The organism is Actinocorallia sp. B10E7 (genome assembly GCF_039871655.1).
Taxonomy (GTDB): domain Bacteria; phylum Actinomycetota; class Actinomycetes; order Streptosporangiales; family Streptosporangiaceae; genus Actinocorallia.
On record NZ_JBDPLZ010000004.1, the window covers coordinates 309,033 to 325,339 of the forward strand.

Genomic DNA, 16,307 nt, shown 5'->3' on the forward strand with positions numbered 1-16,307 from the left:
GGAACGTTCCATGAGCACCCCGTCCCCCTCTCCCCGCGTCAGCGTCGTCACCGGCGGCGCGCTGGGCATCGGCGGCGCCACCAGCCGCCGCCTCGCCGCAGACGGAGACCTGGTCGTCCTCAACGACATCGACGCCGAGGCCGCCGAACGGACCCGTTCAAAGATCGAGGCCGCCGGCGGACGCTGCGTCACCGTCGTCGGCGACATCGTCGAGGACGAGACCGTCAGGCGCGTCACCGAGACGGCCCTCGAAGCCGGGAACGGCCGCGTGGACGTCCTGGTCAACAACGTCGGCGACTTCCGTCCCGCCGCCAGGACGTTCCTGGAGAGCACTCCCGAGCATTGGCAGCGCCTCTACGAGCTGAACCTGCTGCACGTCTTCAAGCTCACCTACGCGATCCTCCCCACGATGCTGGAGCAGCGCGGCGGCAGCATCGTCAACAACTCCACCGTCGAGGCGTTCCGCGGCATCCCCGCCCACGCCGTCTACTCGGCGTTCAACGCGGGCGTCTCCGCCTTCACCAAGAGCCTGGCGGTGGCCGTCGGCAACCAGGGTGTCCGCGTCAACGCCATCGCACCCGACCTGGCCGACACCGAGCAGACCCCGGCCGCCTGGATGCTCCGCGACTACGACCCGGGCCTCATGCACACCTGGGTCCCCCTGGCCCGCTTCGGCGAGCCGGAGGACTACGCCTCGGTCATCGCCTTCCTCGCCTCAGACGCCGCCGCCTTCGTCACCGGCCACACCATCCCCGTGGACGGCGGCACCCTGGCCGCCTCCGGCTGGTTCGCCCGAGCCGACGGCCTCGGCTGGACCAACCGCCCCCGCCGCGCCTGACCTTCCCCCGGCTCCCCAAGATGGTTTCGCCGAAGAAACTATTGAGTCAGACAGTGTCTTCGCTGAAACCGTCTTCTCGGGGGAGTCATGCGCGGGTCAGGCGGCCGGGGCCAGGCCGGAGCGGCCGTGCCGGGGGAGGAGCGGTGCGGAGAGGGGGAGCGGGGTGTCGAGGTCGAGGACGACGCGGCGGGGGTCGTGCGGGTGGACCTTGGCGGAGAGCAGGGCCAGGCCGTCGGGGTGCTCGAGGTAGAGCTCGGGGATGCGCTGGCGGACCAGGGTCCGGTAGGAGGCGCCGTCTTCCAGGGTGATCTCCACGAGGAGTTCGCAGACGCGCTCGACCACGCCGGGGGCGACCCGCACGGCCGTGGTCTGCGGCGTGATTCGGAGGAGCTCCGCGCGTGCCGGGCGTCCGATGCGCACGACCTCGGAGTCGACGCCGCCGACGATCTCGTTCAGAGCCTTGCCGATTCTGTTGAACAGCCCCATGTCCTGCTCCTGCGCTCTTCGTTCCTCTGGTGGGGAACGCGTGGTAAGACGCCACTTTCTCCGGGCTGGTTCGGATATTAGTCATACGAATTACCAGATCTTGATCTGGGGTCCCGTCTCCGGGAGGCTCCGTCGGGATCAGGCGCCGCCGGGCTCGGCGAACGCCCGGCGGCCGTGCGCCAGGAGCGCGCGGAGCGCGGGACCGCGGGTGTCCCGCCAGACCAGGGCGAGCAGGGCGGGGGACCGGGCGTCGTCGATGGGCAGCGGAGTGAGGCGGTCGCGGTGGTGCGCGGCCATCGACTCGCTGAGGACGGCGACGCCGAGGCCGCGGGAGGCGAGGTCGGCGATGGCGTCGGCGGCACTGGCCTGCAGCGCCATCCGCGGCCTGACGCTCCGCGCGGCGCAGGCCCGGTCGAAGACCGTGCGCAGGCCGGTGCCGGGCGGCATGCAGATGAGCGGGTGGGCGCACAGGTCGTCCAGGGTGACCTGCCGCCGCTCCGCCAGGGGATGCGAGGGCGGGACGGCGGCGACGAGCCGCTCGCTGACGATCGTCAGCGACTCCAGCCCCTCGGGGGCGGCCGCGGCGCCGATGAGGGCCAGGTCGACGGTTCCGGCGCGGACCTCCTCGACGAGCCGGTCGGAGTTGTCCTCCAGCAGCGAGAGCTCGACGCCCGGGTGCGCCCGGTGGAACGCGGCCAGGGCGTCGAAGAGCGGCGTGACGGTGCAGCCGATGACCATCCCGACGGTGAGCCGCCCCCGGATCAGGTCGCTCACCTCGCCCACCGCCTGCCCGACCGCCTCGGCGGCGGCGAGCGCGGCCCGGGCGTGCTCGAGCGCCGCCTTCCCCGCGACGGTCAGGGTGGCGGTGCGCGCGGAGCGGTCGAACAGCTCGGCCCCGAGCTCCCGCTCCAGCTGCCGGATCTGGGCGCTGACCCCGGACTGGCTGATGCGCACGCGTTCGGCGGCCCGGGTGAAGTTCCGCTCCTCGGCGACCGCGACGAAATACTCCAGCTGCCTCAGTTCCATGACTATGGATTCTAGCTTCTAGAAGAACTATCTGTTGGACTTCTGGATTGCTCTCGACGAAGCTGAAGAGCGCAAGATCCGTTCCGAAGATCGAAGGGAAGACCCGTGTCGGAATACGACGAGTACGAGAAGGCCATGCGCCCGGAGGACATCACCCGCCTGTTCGTCGAGCGCTCCAACGCCGGCGACGCCGCCGGAGTCGCCGCCCTCTACGAGGAGGACGCCGTGATGGCCTACCCGCCCGGCGGCCGGACGACGGGCCGCGAGGCGATCCGCGAACTGTGGGAGAAGGTCCTGTCCCACAACCCCCGCTTCGAGCAGGAAGAACCCCTCCCGACGCTGATCAGCGGCGACATCGCCCTGACCTCCACCCCGCCCCGGGACGGCAGCGGCGCCCGCGCCCAGGTCGTCCGCCGCCAGCCCGACGGCAGCTGGCTCCGACTCCTCGACCAGCCCGAGTTCGTCTCTCCGTCCGCAGGGTCGTAGAAGGAGCATCCGGTGGGCCTATGGTCATGGGCTCATGAAGCCCCGTCTAACATCGGCGGGTGTTTAAAGTCGATCTTCTGCTTTCGGTCGGGTTCAGCGTGCCTGCGGCTCTTCTGACCTTGTTCGCCGACGCGATGTTCTGGGATGTGTCCCTGGCTCTGGCGGCGCTGGGCATGTGGGCCGTGGCGGCCGTCTGCTGGATGATCCTCGCGCTCCGCTACGCCCTGCAGAAGGCGGAGGTGGAGACGCCCGTGCTCGCCGTCATCGCGCCCGTCCTGCTCGTGGTCGTGCTGACGGTGGCTTCCACCGACCTGGCCTCGCGCGCGGCGCTCTCGGTCTCCCGCACCCAGTTGGAGGAGATCGCGGCCTCCGCGCCCGCGGGAGAGCACGACACGAACGTCAGGGCGGGGCTCTACCAGATCACCTGGACTTCCAAGGACGAGGACGGCACGCGCCTGAGCGCGGACCTGTTCGACCCGGACGCGGACGGCGTCCTCGGCCTCCTCGGCGGCGCTGATTCCCTGTTCGGCGACGACTGCATCCTGATCCGGCTGGACGAAGCCCAGCGGAAGAAGTCCGGAGACCGGTTCAACCACCTGTCGGGCGACTGGTACTGCGACTGCAAACCCGAGATCTTCCTCGACTGACCGCGCGGTTCCCGGCCGGGCGCGTCGGGCGCGGCCGGGCCCGCGTCGTCTCTTTGCGAGGCCGCCCGGTCCGGGTCTCGGTCTCCGTCGTGGCTCAACCCGCCTCGCGGAGCGGTTGGAACTGGACGCTGAGCCGTAGTTCCAGCGCTTCCGCGAGCCGTTCCAGCATGGGGATGGTGGGCATGGTGCCTCCGGCTTCGAACCGTGCGACCGCCGGCTGCTTGAGCCCCGCCCGTTCGGCGAGTTCCGCCTGGGTCAGGCCCAGTTCCTCGCGCCGGAGCCGCACCGCCTCACCGAGCTCGAAGCGGATGCGAGCCGCTTCATAGGCCGCACCGGCTCCCGGACGACTCATGAGCTCGGCACGCTTGTCGGACCACGTCTTGCGCTCGCCCATGTTCTTCACTCCTCGATCACCGTGTGGGCCTCCGCAACGCATCGCTTCATGGCCCGCACCGCCCGTTCGATCTCTTGTACCTCTCGCATCCGCTGCTTCCTGAACACCGTGAGCAGAATGATGCGTCTCCCTGAGGCGATCCAGTAAATGATGCGCACCGCCTCACGCGAGAGATGGAAACGCAGCTCCCGGAGCTTGCCGTACAGCTGTCTGGTGTACGGCTCGTCCAGTAGGACGCCCCGCTCGGCCAACAGGTCCACATAGAAGGCGACCGTCTCCTGGTCCTCTTGGCTGAGCGAGTCGAACCATTCGTCGACCTCAGGTTCCAGCTCTACCTCTCCCTAAGTCATAACACGGACGTTATAAGAAAAGTAAGATCGATTATTGTGAAACGAGTGATCGGATGACTCCTCTTCGTCCCCGCGGCCGTCGACTGACCGCGCGGTTCCCGGCCGGGTGCGTGGGGGCGACCGGCCGGGAACCGGTGACGGTCAGGGAGCCGTCGAGACGTATTCGCGCAGGTGGCGGGCGGTGAGGGTGTCGGCGGTGCCCACCAGGTCGGCGGGGGTTCCGGTGAAGACGATCCGGCCGCCGTCGTGGCCTGCGCCGGGGCCCAGGTCGATGATCCAGTCGGCGTGGGCCATGACGGCCTGGTGGTGCTCGATGACGATCACGGTGTTGCCGGCGTCGACGAGGCGGTCCAGGAGGGCCAGGAGTTTGTCCACGTCGGCCAGGTGCAGGCCGGTCGTCGGCTCGTCCAGGACGTAGGTGCGGCCCTGTTCGGCCATGCGGATGGCGAGCTTGAGGCGCTGGCGTTCGCCGCCCGACAGGGTGGTGAGGGGCTGGCCGAGGCTCAGGTAGCCCAGGCCGACGTCGTTGAGGCGGTCGAGGATGGCGCGGCTCTGGCCGGAGGGGAAGAAGTCGCGGGCCTCGGAGATCCGCATGGCCAGGACCTCGCTGATGTCCTTGCCGCGCAGCTTGTACGTCAGGACCTCGGGGGTGAAGCGGCGGCCCTCGCACTGCTCGCACACCGAGGCGACGCCCGCCATCATCGCCAGGTCGGTGTAGACGAGGCCGATGCCCTTGCAGTTCGGGCAGGCTCCCTCGGAGTTGGCGCTGAACAGCGACGCCTTCACCTTGTTGGCCTTGGCGAACGCGGTGCGGATCGGGTCGAGCAGGCCGGTGTAGGTGGCGGGGTTGCTGCGCCGCGAGCCGCGGATCGGCGACTGGTCGACGGTGACGACGTCGTCCCGGCCGCCGAGCGAACCGTGGATCAGCGAGCTCTTGCCGGAACCCGCGACGCCGGTGACGACGGTCAGCACGCCCAGCGGGAGGTCGACGCTGACGTCCTTCAGGTTGTGCAGGCTCGCGCCGGTGATCGGCAGGACGCCCTGGTGCAGGCGCACCCGCTCGCGCAGGCGGGCCCGGTGGCCTAGGTGCCGTCCGGTCAGCGTCCCGGACGCGCGGAGCCCGGCGACGTCGCCGGTGTAGCAGATGTGCCCGCCCTCGGTGCCCGCTCCGGGGCCGAGGTCCACCACGTGGTCGGCGATCTCGATGACCTCGGGCTTGTGCTCGACGACCAGCACGGTGTTGCCCTTGTCGCGCAGGCGCAGCAGCAGGCCGTTCATCCGCCGGATGTCGTGCGGGTGCAGGCCGACGGTCGGCTCGTCGAACACATAGGTGATGTCGGTGAGGCTGGAGCCCAGGTGCCGGACCATCTTGACCCGCTGGGCCTCTCCTCCGGACAGGGTGCCGGACTCGCGGTCCAGGCTGAGGTAGCCGAGGCCGACCTCGACGAGGGAGTCGAGGGTGCCGCGGAGCGTGGCGAGCACGGGCCCGACCGACGGGTCCTCGATCTTGCGGACGAATTCGGCGAGGTCGGTGATCTGCATGGCCGAGCACTCGGCGATGTTGCGGCCGTCGATCCGGGACGCCAGCGCCGCCTCGTTGAGCCGGGCCCCGCCGCAGGACGGGCAGCGCGCGAACTTCACCGCGCGGTCGACGAACGCCCTGATGTGCCCCTGCGTGGACTCCCGGTCCTTCGACAGGTACAGGCGCTGCACCTTCACCACGAGGCCCTCGTAGGTGACGTTCATGCCCATCTGCTTGATCTTCGTGGCGGGTTTGTGGAGGAAGTCCTGCCACTGTTCGGGCGTGTAGTCGCGGAGTTTGACGTCCGGGTCGAACAGGCCGGAGTCCACGATGGTCTTCCAGTACCAGGAGTCGACCGCGAAGTTCGGGACGGTGACGGCGCCCTCGTTGAGCGACTTGTCCTTGTCGACGAGTTCGTCCACGTCGATCTGGGAGACGCGTCCCAGCCCTTCGCACTCCAGGCACATGCCCTCGGCGTTGTTGAAGCTGAACGCGCTGGACGTGCCCGCGCGCGGCTCGCCGAGCCTGCTGAAGACGATGCGCAGCATGGTGTGCGCGTCGGTGGCGGTGCCGACGGTGGAACGGGAGTTGGCGCCCATCCGCTCCTGGTCGACGATGATCGCGGCGCTCAGGTTGCGCAGCGCGTCCACGTCGGGGCGGCCGAGGCTCGGCATGAACGACTGGACGAACGCGGTGTAGGTCTCGTTGATCAGCCGCTGGGACTCGGCGGCGATCGTGCCGAACACCAGCGACGACTTGCCGGATCCGGACACTCCGGTGAAGACGGTGAGTCGCCGTTTGGGCAGGTCGAGTGAGACGTCGGCGAGGTTGTTCTCGCGGGCACCGCGGACCTCGATCAGGTCGTGGCTGTCGGCGGGCGTGCTGCCGAGCTGGGTCATACCGGTACGCCTCCGAATACTTTAAGCCGTATAGAGTTCTCAGGGCGGCACAGTACCGGAGAGGTGCGACACTTTATGCCATAAGGAGTTTTCTTTGGTGGTCTACGCGGCGCAGGGCGACCCGAAGCGGTCGATGGCCCTGCTGTGGGGCGTCGCCGACCCCGGCAGGAGACCCGGTCCCAAGCAGGGCCTGAGCGTCGACCTCATCGTGGAGACCGCGATCGCCGTCGCCGACGCGGACGGCATGGCGGCGCTCTCCATGCGCGCCGTCGGGGAACGGCTCGGCAGGACGGCCATGGCCCTGTACACCTACGTGCCCGGCAAGAACGAACTGGTCGACCTCATGTACGACCGCGCCCACGCCGAACTGCCCGTCGAATACGACCTGCGGGACGGCTGGCGCGCCGCCGTGACGGCCCGCGCGAGCGACCTGTGGGAGTTCCACCTGCGCCACCCGTGGACGCTCCAGGTGTCGCAGGCCCGCCCCGTCCTGGGCCCGTACGAGTACACGGCGTTCGAGACGTCCCTGCGACTCCTGCGCGAGACGGGCCTGCCCGCGCCCATGCTGCGCCGCACCATCTCGGTGCTGTACCACTTCGTACGCGGCGCCGCCCAGACCGTCGCGGAGGTCAGGCAGGCGGCCGCGGCCACCGGCGTCTCCGACGAGGAGTGGTGGCACGCCCGCTCCGCCGTCCTGGAAGAGGTGGCCCCCGACTTCGCCTCCCGCTATCCCACCCTCGCCTGGATGGAAGGCGAAGGCGGCTTCCGGATGGAGGACGAGACCGTCCCCTATCTGGAACAGGAGGCCCGCGAGACCTTCACGACCGGCCTCACCGTCATCCTCGACGGTGTCGAAGCCGCTCTGCGCGAACCCGGCCCGGCCGGTCCCGCTCAGTAGGACCGGTGGCGGCGGCGGGCCGCTCTCTCCCGGTTCTCTGGGCGGGGACGTCTCGGGAGGAGTGGTATGCCGCAGGACAGGGGTTCGGGTGGGGCGCTGGCCGATGACCGGCCTGCCGGGGACGTGACCTTCGCCGGGTTGATCGAGGCCAGGGCCGAGGACGACCGGATCGGGCTGTGGTTCGAGGAGCGGTGCTGGACCTGGCGGGAGGTCGTCGCCGAGGCGCGGTTGCGCGCGGGTCTCGCCGAAGGAATGCGGCGGCCGGGGGCCTGGCACGCGGGGCTCTTCCTGGAGAACGGGCCCGAGCATCTGTTCTGGCTGCTGGGCGCGGCCCTGGCGGGGCTGCCGGTCGTCGAGTTGAACCCGACGCGGCGGGGCGCGGAACTGGCGCGGGACATCACGTTCACCGACTGCGGGGCGCTGATCACCGAGACGAGCCGGGCGTCGCTGCTCGAAGGGCTCGTACCGGACGTTCCGCGGCTGGTCGTGGACACCGAGGACTACACCGGGACGTTGGGGAAGGCCGAGCCGTCCGCCTGCGAAGCCTCGGCGGTGAAGCCGGAGACGTTCTTCTCGCTGGTGTTCACCTCGGGGACGACGTCCGCGCCCAAGGCGGTGATCTGCACCCAGGGCAGGCTCGGCCGGATCGCGGTCCAGCAGCAGAAGCGCCGGAACCTCACCTCAGAGGACGTCTTCTACGTCGTGATGCCCATGTTCCACTCGAACGCGCTCATGGCGGGCATCGCTCCGGCCGTCAGTACCGGAGGGTGCGTGGTGCTGCGGCGGAAGTTCTCGGCCTCGGGCTTCCTGCCGGATGTCCGCCGCTACGGCGTCACCTTCTTCAACTACGTCGGCAAGCCGCTGAACTACATCCTGGCCACCCCCGAAGGCCCGGACGACGCCGACAACCCGCTGCGGATCGCCTTCGGCAACGAGGCGGCCCAACGCGACATCGAGGAGTTCTCCCGTCGCTTCGGCTGCGCGGTGTTCGACTCCTATGGCTCCAGCGAGGGCGAGATCCGCATCGTGCGCGTGCCCGGCACCCCACCCGGCTCCCTGGGCGTGGCCGAGGAGGGCACGGTCGTGGTGAACCCGGAGACCCTGGAGGAATGCCCCCGCGCCCGCTTCGACGAGCACGGCGCCCTGCTCAACGCCGAGGACGCGATCGGAGAGATCGTCAACAAGGCCGGGGCCGCCGTCTTCGAGGGCTACTACAACAACCCGGAGGCGTCGGCGAAGCGGATCCGCCACGGCTGGTCCTGGTCCGGTGACCTGGCCTACCGGGACGCCGAGGGCTTCTGGTACTTCGCCGGCCGCGACAGCGACTGGCTGCGCGTGGACGGGGAGAACTTCGCCGCAGCCCCCGTCGAACGCCTCCTGTCCCGTTTCGAGGACTTCGCGGACGTGGCCGTCTACGCAGTCCCCGACGAGCACGTGGGTGACCAGGTGATGGCGGCGGTGGTGCTCGAACCAGGCCGTTCCTTCGATCCCACGGCTTTCGCTACTTTCCTGGACGCCCAGCCTGACCTAGGAACGAAATGGGCTCCCCGGTATGTACGGCTCATCGAAGAACTCCCTCGAACGGCCACCAGCAAAGTGGTCAAACGTCCGCTGCGCGACGAGGCCTGGCACACCGCTGACCCCCTCTACCGGAGGGAGGGCGAGGCCTACCTCCGGTGGCGCGCGTAGCGAGGGCCGCTCAAGATGATCACCCTTGCATCACTTTGCTTGTGCCGAGGCCTCGGAAGAGTGTTGGCTTTCGCAGGTGGATGAGCAGATGATGCGCGGGGGCAACACGCTGGGCCTGGTGCGGGTCGGGGACACGGTGCGCCGTCCCGCCCACGAGAGCAGCCCCTACGTGCAGGAGGTGCTGCTGCACCTGGAGAAGGCCGGTTTCACGGGAGCCCCCCGCTTCCTCGGCGTGGACGAGCACGACCGGGAGATCCTCACCTACTGCCCAGGCGAGGTCGTGGAGGACCCCGCGAAGCTGACCGACACCCGGCTGGCCTCGGCCGCACGCCTCATCCGCGCCTTCCACGACGCCACCGAGGGCTCCCCGGTCGCCGACGGCGGCGAGGTCGTCTGCCACGGCGACCTGGGCCCCCACAACACCGTCTTCTCCGGCGAGGACGCCGTCGGCCTCATCGACTGGGACGACGAGCTGCGCCCCGGCTCCCGCCTGGCCGACCTCGCCCACGCGGTCTGGTGCTTCGCCGCCGTCTCCGAACCCGTCTTCGACATCCCCGAGCAGTCCCGCCGCACGGCTCTCTTCTGCGCCGCCTACGGCTGGGACGACCCCAGGGCCGTCCTCGACGAACTCGCCGCCCGCTTCCGCCGCACCCGCGACGAGGACCACGGCCCTGCCCGCCTCGTCTTCGCCGACCTCGCCTCCTGGATGGAGACCCACGGCCCGTCCCTCAAAGCCGCCCTGTGACCTTTGCCGGGTGGGACTGAATCCCGGCGCGATCGGGCGATTCACGATCCGCCATGGTGTCCGTCGGGACGGGTGACGATCAGCGGTAGGTCCAGAAGGCGGGAGGGGGGAAGGCCGAACATGGCGTGGAAGGTGCTCGTGGCATGGGAGGGGCTGGAGAAACCGGCTTCGGCGGCGATGGTGGTGAGGTCGTGCCCCTGGGAGATGAGGTCGGCGGCGCGGAGCATCCGGGCCCACAGCCGGTAGCGGCGGAAACTCGTGCCGGTCTGGGCGCTGAACAGGTGTTGGAATCTGGAGACGGACAGGCCGCACCGAACCGCGAGCATCTGGGCGGATACTTCGGAGCCGGGCGATGCGAGGAGCAGGCGCGCGGCCTCGCGGATCCGGTCGTCGATCGGAGCCGGTGCGGTGGGAGCCGCCTGCCGGAGCCACTGCTCGGGATCGTCGAGCCGGATCAGCCTGGCCTCGGCGACGTGGTCGAACCCGATGCCGCGGGCATCCTGCCGGGCCATCTGGGCGCGGCATGCCTTGGCGCGGGACGAGGCGGGGTCGAGATAGCAGAACACCATCCGGTCGCCGCCCGCGACCAGCTGGTGCCGCAGCCGGGCGGGGATGAGCGCGGTACGGGCGCTGACCGGCTCGGCTCCCGGCGTCGCGACGGTGAACGGGGCGTCGACCCCGACCGCGAGGCAGGCCACCGAACCGGAATGCATACCGATCCTGAGCGAGGGTCCGGCATAGAGTGCCTGGCCCGGCCAAATCCAGAGTGTGGCCCCACTCACCTCAGGTGAGCACGTTTGTGAAAGTGCACGGGTCACGGTGTCACGCATCCTCTCAGGACGGCCCGTTCTAGGAGGTTCTCGTGTCCGACATTCTGATCATCACCGCCGCGATGTTCTTTCTCGCCATGGGCTCGCTGGGCCTGCTCTCTCCCCAGCGGCTCGGCAAGCCCCTCGGCATCGTGCTGACCTCCGGCGACGCCCGTACGGAGGTGAGAGCGGTCTACGGCGGCTATGGCGTGGTGATGGCCGCCCTCCTCACCTACGCCGCGCTCACCGACTCCGCCACCGGTGACGGCATCACCCTCACCGCCGCCTGTGCCCTCACGGCGATGGCCGTCACCCGCCTGCTCAGCTACCCCGTCGACCGCCCCCAAGGCATCTTCCCCACCTGGGCCGCCGTCGGAGCGGAACTCGTCATCGCCGCGGCCCTGGCCATCACTCTCTGACATGACAGAGCACCATGAGATCGTGATGTCGAAGCTCGGGGTCGGGGAACCCGGAGCAGCGGTTGGGGCCCTTTTGCGCCGAGACGGGTACGGTCGCCGGATGAGAATGCGTGCGGTGTTCGCGGCCCTGGGGCTGCTCGCCCTGTCCGCCTGCGGATCTCAGGTGCTCAGCACCGCCCAGATGGAGCGGCTCGAGCGGGACGGGGTGGATCTCGTGCTGGTCTATCTCGTGGAGCTCCCCGGCTACACCCTCGCCGAACAGTCACTCGGCGTCATCGGCGAGGACGGCTTCGGCGCCTCGTACACGGGCGCCGGCGGCAAGGTCGCTCATCTGCGCGTCGAGCGTGCCGCCTCTGCCGATGAGGTCTGCGCCGGGCCGCTCCTGGACGCCCCGCCCGACGCCCCCGTCACCTGCGTCCGCGACGACACCGGTTGGTACCGCACCTCGAACGGCCGTCACGAGTACGTCGCCTTCTCCGGCGACCACCGGCTCAGCCTGAACGCCCCCCTGGACGATCCGGACCGTGACGTCCTCGGTCGGGCGCTCGCCGAAGCTGAGGACCGGTTCGGCTCCAAGGCACGTTTCGGCACTCCGCCGCCCGTGCGTCTCAACGATCCGACGCCGACCACCCCGGCGCCGCGGGGCGACCTCCCGACGATCGGCGACGGCGCGCCCGTCCACCCGTCCGGCCCGGGCGGATGACGGTGACTTCGTCTTCGGACGGGTGAGAAACGAGGAGGAGGACGGCCAGGGCCGTCCTCCTCCTCGGGGTGTGAACCGGCTCAGCTCGCCGGGGGAAGCATGCGCTTCATGGCGGCATGGGCCTTGGAGACCAGCTCGGAGCGGGGGAAGCCCGCCCGCTTCTGGACTGCCTCGTAGTTGCCGCCTGCGACCCAGATGGGGCCGTCGGAGAGGTGTTCCAGGCCCTCGCGGGCGACGTCGTCGGGGTCGGCGACGTTCAGGCCCGGCATGTCCATGTTGAGGCCGGCGCGTTCCATGGCGGGGGTGCGGGTGACTCCGAGCACCAGCTCCAGCACGTCCACGTCGTACTCGCGCATCTCCAGCCACAGGCCCTCGGCGAAGACGCGTCCGAAGGACTTGACGGCGGAGTAGATGCTGATCTGGGCCTGGCCCATGTAGCCCGCCATCGAGCCGACGAGGATGATGCCGCCGCGGCCGCGCTCCTTCATGAACCCGCCGAAGTGGTGGGTCAGGGCCAGCTGGGCGGTGATGTTGAGGTCGATGACGCCCTGGAAGCGGTCCAGGTCGCCGGTGACGAACTCGTGCCCGTAGGTGTTGGCGCCCGCGTTGAAGACGAGCAGGCCGACCTCGAGGCCGTCGGTGACCTCGCGGACCGCCTTGAGCGGGTCGGGCGCCACCAGGTCGAGCTGCAGGGTGCGGACCTCCACGCCCTTGGCGCGGACCTGCTCGGCGGTCTCCTCCAGGGGGCCGGGCTTGCGGGCGATGAGCACCAGGTTGACACCCGCGTCCGCGAGCCGGTGGGCGAAGGCCGAGCCGACGCCCTCAGAGCCTCCGGCGATGACGGCCCAGGGGCCGTAGCGGTCCTTGTCGATCATTGTTCTCCGTCCAGGTCCGGGATCCAGGCGACTCCGTTGATATGGGAGCCGCCGTCCACGAACAGGGTGTTTCCAGTCAGGTAGCGGGCTCCCTCACCGGCGAGGAAGACCACCACGGGGGCGATGTCGGTTTCGGGATCGCCGAGGCGACCCATGGGGTTGGCGCGGTCGGCGGCCGCCTCGATCTCCGGGTGTTCGGCGGCCATGCGGTGGAAGGCCGCGCTCTTGGCGCCGGGGCAGACCGCGTTGACGACGACGCCGGTGGGCGCCCATTCGCGGGCGGCAGTGCGGGTGAGGGTCCGCAGGGCCTCCTTGGCGGAGTTGTACTCCAGGGTCCCCATGTGGGCGTTGACGCCGTTCAACGAGCACATGTTGACGACCCGGCCCCAGCCGTTGGCCTTCATGTGCGGGAAGGCCGCCTGCATCGCCCACAGCGGGCCGTAGTAACCCATGGCGAAACCGCGCTGGAGCTGCGCGTCGGTCTTGGTCTCGACGCGGCTGACGCTGCCCGCCCCCCAGGCGTTGTTGACCAGGACGTCCACGCTGCCCCAGGTCGCGACGGCCAGGTCGACCATCGCGTGGACCTGGGCCTTGTCGGTGACGTCGGTGGGGACGAACCGGGCTTCGGCGCCGAACTCCCGTACCAGCTCCTCGGCCGTGCGGGCCCCGGTCTCGGTGTTCAGCTCCGCGACCAGGACCCTGGCGCCCTCGGCGGCGAAGCGGCGGGCGACGCCGCGTCCGATGCCGTCGCCCGCGCCCGTCACGATGGCCGTCCGACCGGCCAGCGCGCCATCATTCATCGACGACCTTCACCAGGCCGTCGAGCGTGGCCTGTTGGATCGAGGCACGCAGGTCGGGGCAGGTCTCGTACCGGTCGGTGACCAGGTTGGGGCAGGCGTCCATGGCCTCCTCCGACCACTGGATGCTGGTCTGCTCCCAACTGGACTTGCGCACCAGCACCCGGCCGGCGCACCGCCCGCACTGCACGGGCTGCATCGGCGCGTCGGCCAGGCGGTTGTCGGGACGAACCGTCATGACTGCCCTTCCGCAGCCCGGGCGAGGTTGTCCTGGCACTCCTTGGTCCAGGACTCGACCGGCCGGGTGGTGTCGATCTCGAACTCGAAGCGTTCGGTCATCTCCGGCTTGACGTCCGCGGCGTTCACGTAGAACTGCTCGTACCAGCGGCGCAGCTGGTAGACCGGGCCGTCCTCCTCGCACAGCAGCGGGTTGTCGATACGGGCCTTGTTCTTCCAGATGTCGATGTCCTGCTGGAAGCCGTTGAGGATGAAGCTCGACAGCTTGCCGGCGAGGACCTCGGCCGCCTCCTTGGGCAGCTGCTCGCTGTGCTTGGCGATGATGCCCGAGTGCAGGACGAAGCGGTTCTCGTCGATCGGGTAGTGGGAGTTGATGAGGACCGAGTGCAGGTCGAAGCCCTCGTAGTGGTACGTCAGCTCGTCGATCATGAAGGAGGGGCCGTGGTAGGTCGCCACCGAGGTGTTGCCGAGCATCGTGTTGCCCTCGGCGTCGGGGCGGGCGATGTCCGGGCGGGTCCTGCCCTTCATGATCTGGGTGGCGGTGTGGCCCTCGAAGATGTTCTTGAAGTAGGTGGGGAAGGAGTAGTGGATGTAGAAGAAGTGGGCCATGTCGACGATGTTGTCCATGACCTCGCGGCAGTTGGTCTCGACGATCGTCGAGGTCCAGCGCCAGTCGGTCCAGCTGTCGCTGGTGGCGCCTTCGATACGCGGGATGGTGACGTCCGCGGGGGGCTGCTTGCCCTCCGGGTCGTTCCAGATGAACAGGAGGTGGTCCTGCTCCATCGTCGGCCAGGCGGCGGTGCGGGCTCGCAGCGGCACGCGGCGGGAGTAGGGGATCTGCTTGCAGCGGCCGTCGCCGCCCCAGCGCCAGTCGTGGAACGGGCAGGCGATGGTGTCGCCCTTGATGGTGCCCTGGGAGAGGTCGCCGCCCATGTGCCGGCAGTAGGCGTCCAGGACGTTGATCTTGCCGTTCTCGCCCTGGAAGACGACCAGCTTCTGGCCGAAGGCGTTGACGGTGTGCGGCTTGCCGTCCTTGAAGGACTCGGCGAGTCCCAGGCAGTGCCATCCCCGGGCGAAACGGTTGGGGATCGCCTCCACTTCGATGGCGCGGATGGCTTCGGTCTCGGCTGCAGCCACGATGATCATCCCTTTCGAGGGGCGGGTTTGATGCAAAACGCACGCTATGTCGCAGGTCACGCACCGGAACCGCCCAGTCTCATTGGCCGGGACGTCCTGCTTGGGCGATCTCGAGCACGTGGTCTGCTGCTTTGAGAGTACGTACGGCAAGAGGAGAACGTCCGCATGAGCAACGAGGTCCTGGAGGCGGTACGCGCGCTGCTGCCGAAGATCGCCGAACGGGCCAGATCCGTGGACGAGAAGGGGCGGATCCCCGCGGCGACGATCCGGGAACTGACCGAGGCCGGAGTCTTCCGGATGCTCCAGCCCGCCCGGTACGACGGCATGGAGAGCGACCTGGTCTCCTTCTACCGGGTGGTGCGGGAGATCTCCGGCGCCTGCGGCTCCACCGGCTGGGTCTCGGGAGTGCTGGGCGTGCACTCCTGGCATCTGGCGCTGTTCCCCGAGTCGGTGCAGCGCGAGGTCTGGAGCGCGAACCGCGACACGCTGCTGGCCTCCTCCTACGCCCCGATCGGACGGCTGACCCCGGTGGAAGGCGGCTACGAGCTGTCCGGCCGGTGGGGGTTCGCCTCCGGCTGCGAGTTCGCCTCCTGGATGCTGCTGGGCGGGCTGGTCGTGGGCGCCCAGGGCAGGCCCATCGACTTCATGACGGTGCTGGTGCCCAAGACCGACTACACGATCGACCGGGTCTGGGACACGACGGGCCTGCGCGGCACCGCCAGCGACGACATCGTGGTGGAGCGGGCCTTCATCCCCGACCACCGGGCGATGCGCAACTACGACCAGGCCCAGCTGCGGGCACCCGGAATGAAGGCCAACACCGGCTCGCTGTACCGGATCCCGTTCGGCACGGTCTTCACCACCACCGTCGCCTCCGCCGTGATCGGCGTGGTGGAGGGCTGCTACGACTCCTACGTGTCGTCCATGCGCGACCGCATCCGCCTCAGCCTGGGCGGAGGCCGGTTCGTGGAGGACCAGTTCGCCCAGGTCGCCGTCGCCCGCGCGGCCTCGGAGATCGACGCCGCCGTCCTGCAGATCGAACGCAACCTGAACGAGATCCACGAGCACACGGCCAGGAACACGCAGATCCCGATGGAGCTGCGCCTGCGCTCCCGGCGGGACCAGGTGCGCGGTGCCGAACGGGCCATCGAGGCGGTCGACCTGCTGTTCAAGACCGCCGGAGGCAACTCCCTGCGGCGCGGCAACGTCATCGAACGGGCCTGGCGCGACGCCCACGCCGGCGGCGTCCACGTGGCCAACGACCCCGACCGCGCCCTTTCCATGTACGGCCGGGGGGAGTTCGGGCTGAAGGTCGAGGACAACCTCGTCTGACCGTCGGCCCCGTTGACG

Annotated in this window: 19 protein-coding genes; 9 read left to right on the forward strand and 10 right to left on the reverse strand. The window is 69.5% G+C overall.

The window, feature by feature from the left end; genetic code table 11:
* Positions 1 to 10: 10 nt before the first annotated feature.
* A complete protein-coding gene (locus ABGB12_RS15310; RefSeq protein WP_347678290.1) occupies positions 11 to 838 on the forward strand; it encodes an SDR family NAD(P)-dependent oxidoreductase in 828 nt (275 codons plus the stop codon).
* Positions 839 to 934: 96 nt separating this feature from the next.
* Here the strand turns inward: ABGB12_RS15310 and ABGB12_RS15315 are convergent, their stop codons facing one another.
* Positions 935 to 1,324, reverse strand: a complete 390-nt coding sequence (locus ABGB12_RS15315; protein WP_347678292.1) for a hypothetical protein — start codon at positions 1,322 to 1,324, stop codon at positions 935 to 937.
* Between the two features lie 138 nt (positions 1,325 to 1,462).
* Positions 1,463 to 2,350 carry a LysR substrate-binding domain-containing protein gene (locus tag ABGB12_RS15320; protein ID WP_347678294.1) on the reverse strand — a complete coding sequence of 296 codons (888 nt, stop codon included), beginning with the start codon at positions 2,348 to 2,350 and terminating at the stop codon, positions 1,463 to 1,465.
* Positions 2,351 to 2,455: 105 nt separating this feature from the next.
* On the opposite strand from ABGB12_RS15320, the gene ABGB12_RS15325 reads away from it, so the two are divergent.
* Together ABGB12_RS15325 and ABGB12_RS15330 are read left to right on the forward strand one after the other, a co-directional pair.
* Positions 2,456 to 2,836: a nuclear transport factor 2 family protein gene (locus tag ABGB12_RS15325; RefSeq protein ID WP_347678296.1), complete on the forward strand. Its 381-nt coding sequence runs from the start codon at positions 2,456 to 2,458 to the stop codon at positions 2,834 to 2,836.
* A 98-nt stretch (positions 2,837 to 2,934) separates the two neighbouring features.
* Complete coding sequence (locus ABGB12_RS15330) at positions 2,935 to 3,483, forward strand: hypothetical protein (protein ID WP_347678298.1); 549 nt, start codon at positions 2,935 to 2,937, stop codon at positions 3,481 to 3,483.
* Positions 3,484 to 3,577: 94 nt separating this feature from the next.
* On the opposite strand, the gene ABGB12_RS15335 is transcribed toward ABGB12_RS15330, so the two are convergent.
* The 3 genes from ABGB12_RS15335 to ABGB12_RS15345 form a co-directional block, all read right to left on the reverse strand.
* Positions 3,578 to 3,877 (reverse strand): helix-turn-helix transcriptional regulator, encoded by a 300-nt coding sequence (locus ABGB12_RS15335; RefSeq protein ID WP_347678300.1) that lies wholly within the window; start codon positions 3,875 to 3,877, stop codon positions 3,578 to 3,580.
* A gap of 5 nt (positions 3,878 to 3,882) precedes the next feature.
* The gene (locus ABGB12_RS15340) at positions 3,883 to 4,206 is read right to left on the reverse strand and encodes a type II toxin-antitoxin system RelE/ParE family toxin (protein ID WP_347679179.1); all 324 of its coding nucleotides are present in this window, start codon (positions 4,204 to 4,206) and stop codon (positions 3,883 to 3,885) included.
* Between the two features lie 162 nt (positions 4,207 to 4,368).
* Positions 4,369 to 6,648, reverse strand: a complete 2,280-nt coding sequence (locus tag ABGB12_RS15345; protein WP_347678302.1) for an excinuclease ABC subunit UvrA — start codon at positions 6,646 to 6,648, stop codon at positions 4,369 to 4,371.
* Positions 6,649 to 6,742: 94 nt separating this feature from the next.
* Here ABGB12_RS15345 and ABGB12_RS15350 point away from each other — a divergent pair, with 94 nt between their 5' ends.
* The 3 genes from ABGB12_RS15350 (at position 6,743) to ABGB12_RS15360 (ending at position 9,980) form a co-directional block, all read left to right on the forward strand.
* Positions 6,743 to 7,546 (forward strand): TetR/AcrR family transcriptional regulator C-terminal domain-containing protein, encoded by an 804-nt coding sequence (locus ABGB12_RS15350; protein WP_347678304.1) that lies wholly within the window; start codon positions 6,743 to 6,745, stop codon positions 7,544 to 7,546.
* A gap of 66 nt (positions 7,547 to 7,612) precedes the next feature.
* Positions 7,613 to 9,235 carry an AMP-binding protein gene (locus ABGB12_RS15355; RefSeq protein ID WP_347678306.1) on the forward strand — a complete coding sequence of 541 codons (1,623 nt, stop codon included), beginning with the start codon at positions 7,613 to 7,615 and terminating at the stop codon, positions 9,233 to 9,235.
* 76 nt (positions 9,236 to 9,311) lie between these two features.
* Complete coding sequence (locus tag ABGB12_RS15360; protein ID WP_347678308.1) at positions 9,312 to 9,980, forward strand: phosphotransferase; 669 nt, start codon at positions 9,312 to 9,314, stop codon at positions 9,978 to 9,980.
* 41 nt (positions 9,981 to 10,021) lie between these two features.
* Here ABGB12_RS15360 and ABGB12_RS15365 read toward each other — a convergent pair whose 3' ends face one another.
* Positions 10,022 to 10,693 (reverse strand): AraC family transcriptional regulator, encoded by a 672-nt coding sequence (locus ABGB12_RS15365; RefSeq protein WP_347678310.1) that lies wholly within the window; start codon positions 10,691 to 10,693, stop codon positions 10,022 to 10,024.
* A 149-nt stretch (positions 10,694 to 10,842) separates the two neighbouring features.
* Here ABGB12_RS15365 and ABGB12_RS15370 point away from each other — a divergent pair, with 149 nt between their 5' ends.
* Both ABGB12_RS15370 and ABGB12_RS15375 read left to right on the forward strand, forming a co-directional pair.
* On the forward strand, positions 10,843 to 11,208 hold the full coding sequence (locus ABGB12_RS15370; protein WP_347678312.1) for a DUF4345 family protein: 366 nt from the start codon (positions 10,843 to 10,845) through the stop codon (positions 11,206 to 11,208).
* Positions 11,209 to 11,308: 100 nt separating this feature from the next.
* Positions 11,309 to 11,911: a hypothetical protein gene (locus ABGB12_RS15375; protein ID WP_347678314.1), complete on the forward strand. Its 603-nt coding sequence runs from the start codon at positions 11,309 to 11,311 to the stop codon at positions 11,909 to 11,911.
* Positions 11,912 to 11,991: 80 nt separating this feature from the next.
* Here ABGB12_RS15375 and ABGB12_RS15380 read toward each other — a convergent pair whose 3' ends face one another.
* The 4 genes from ABGB12_RS15380 to ABGB12_RS15395 are packed head-to-tail and all read right to left on the reverse strand — an operon-like array spanning position 11,992 to position 14,966.
* On the reverse strand, positions 11,992 to 12,786 hold the full coding sequence (locus ABGB12_RS15380; protein WP_347678316.1) for an SDR family NAD(P)-dependent oxidoreductase: 795 nt from the start codon (positions 12,784 to 12,786) through the stop codon (positions 11,992 to 11,994).
* Positions 12,783 to 13,586 carry a glucose 1-dehydrogenase gene (locus tag ABGB12_RS15385; protein WP_347678318.1) on the reverse strand — a complete coding sequence of 268 codons (804 nt, stop codon included), beginning with the start codon at positions 13,584 to 13,586 and terminating at the stop codon, positions 12,783 to 12,785. Before ABGB12_RS15385 ends, ABGB12_RS15380 begins: the two co-directional genes overlap by 4 nt.
* Positions 13,579 to 13,821 (reverse strand): ferredoxin, encoded by a 243-nt coding sequence (locus tag ABGB12_RS15390; RefSeq protein ID WP_347678319.1) that lies wholly within the window; start codon positions 13,819 to 13,821, stop codon positions 13,579 to 13,581. Before ABGB12_RS15390 ends, ABGB12_RS15385 begins: the two co-directional genes overlap by 8 nt.
* A complete protein-coding gene (locus tag ABGB12_RS15395; RefSeq protein WP_347678321.1) occupies positions 13,818 to 14,966 on the reverse strand; it encodes a Rieske 2Fe-2S domain-containing protein in 1,149 nt (382 codons plus the stop codon). The genes ABGB12_RS15390 and ABGB12_RS15395 overlap by 4 nt, the downstream gene beginning before the upstream one ends.
* Before the next feature lie 156 nt (positions 14,967 to 15,122).
* Between ABGB12_RS15395 and hsaA the strand changes: the two genes are divergently transcribed.
* The gene (gene hsaA / locus ABGB12_RS15400; RefSeq protein WP_347678323.1) at positions 15,123 to 16,289 is read left to right on the forward strand and encodes a 3-hydroxy-9,10-secoandrosta-1,3,5(10)-triene-9,17-dione monooxygenase oxygenase subunit; all 1,167 of its coding nucleotides are present in this window, start codon (positions 15,123 to 15,125) and stop codon (positions 16,287 to 16,289) included.
* Positions 16,290 to 16,307 lie beyond the last annotated feature (18 nt).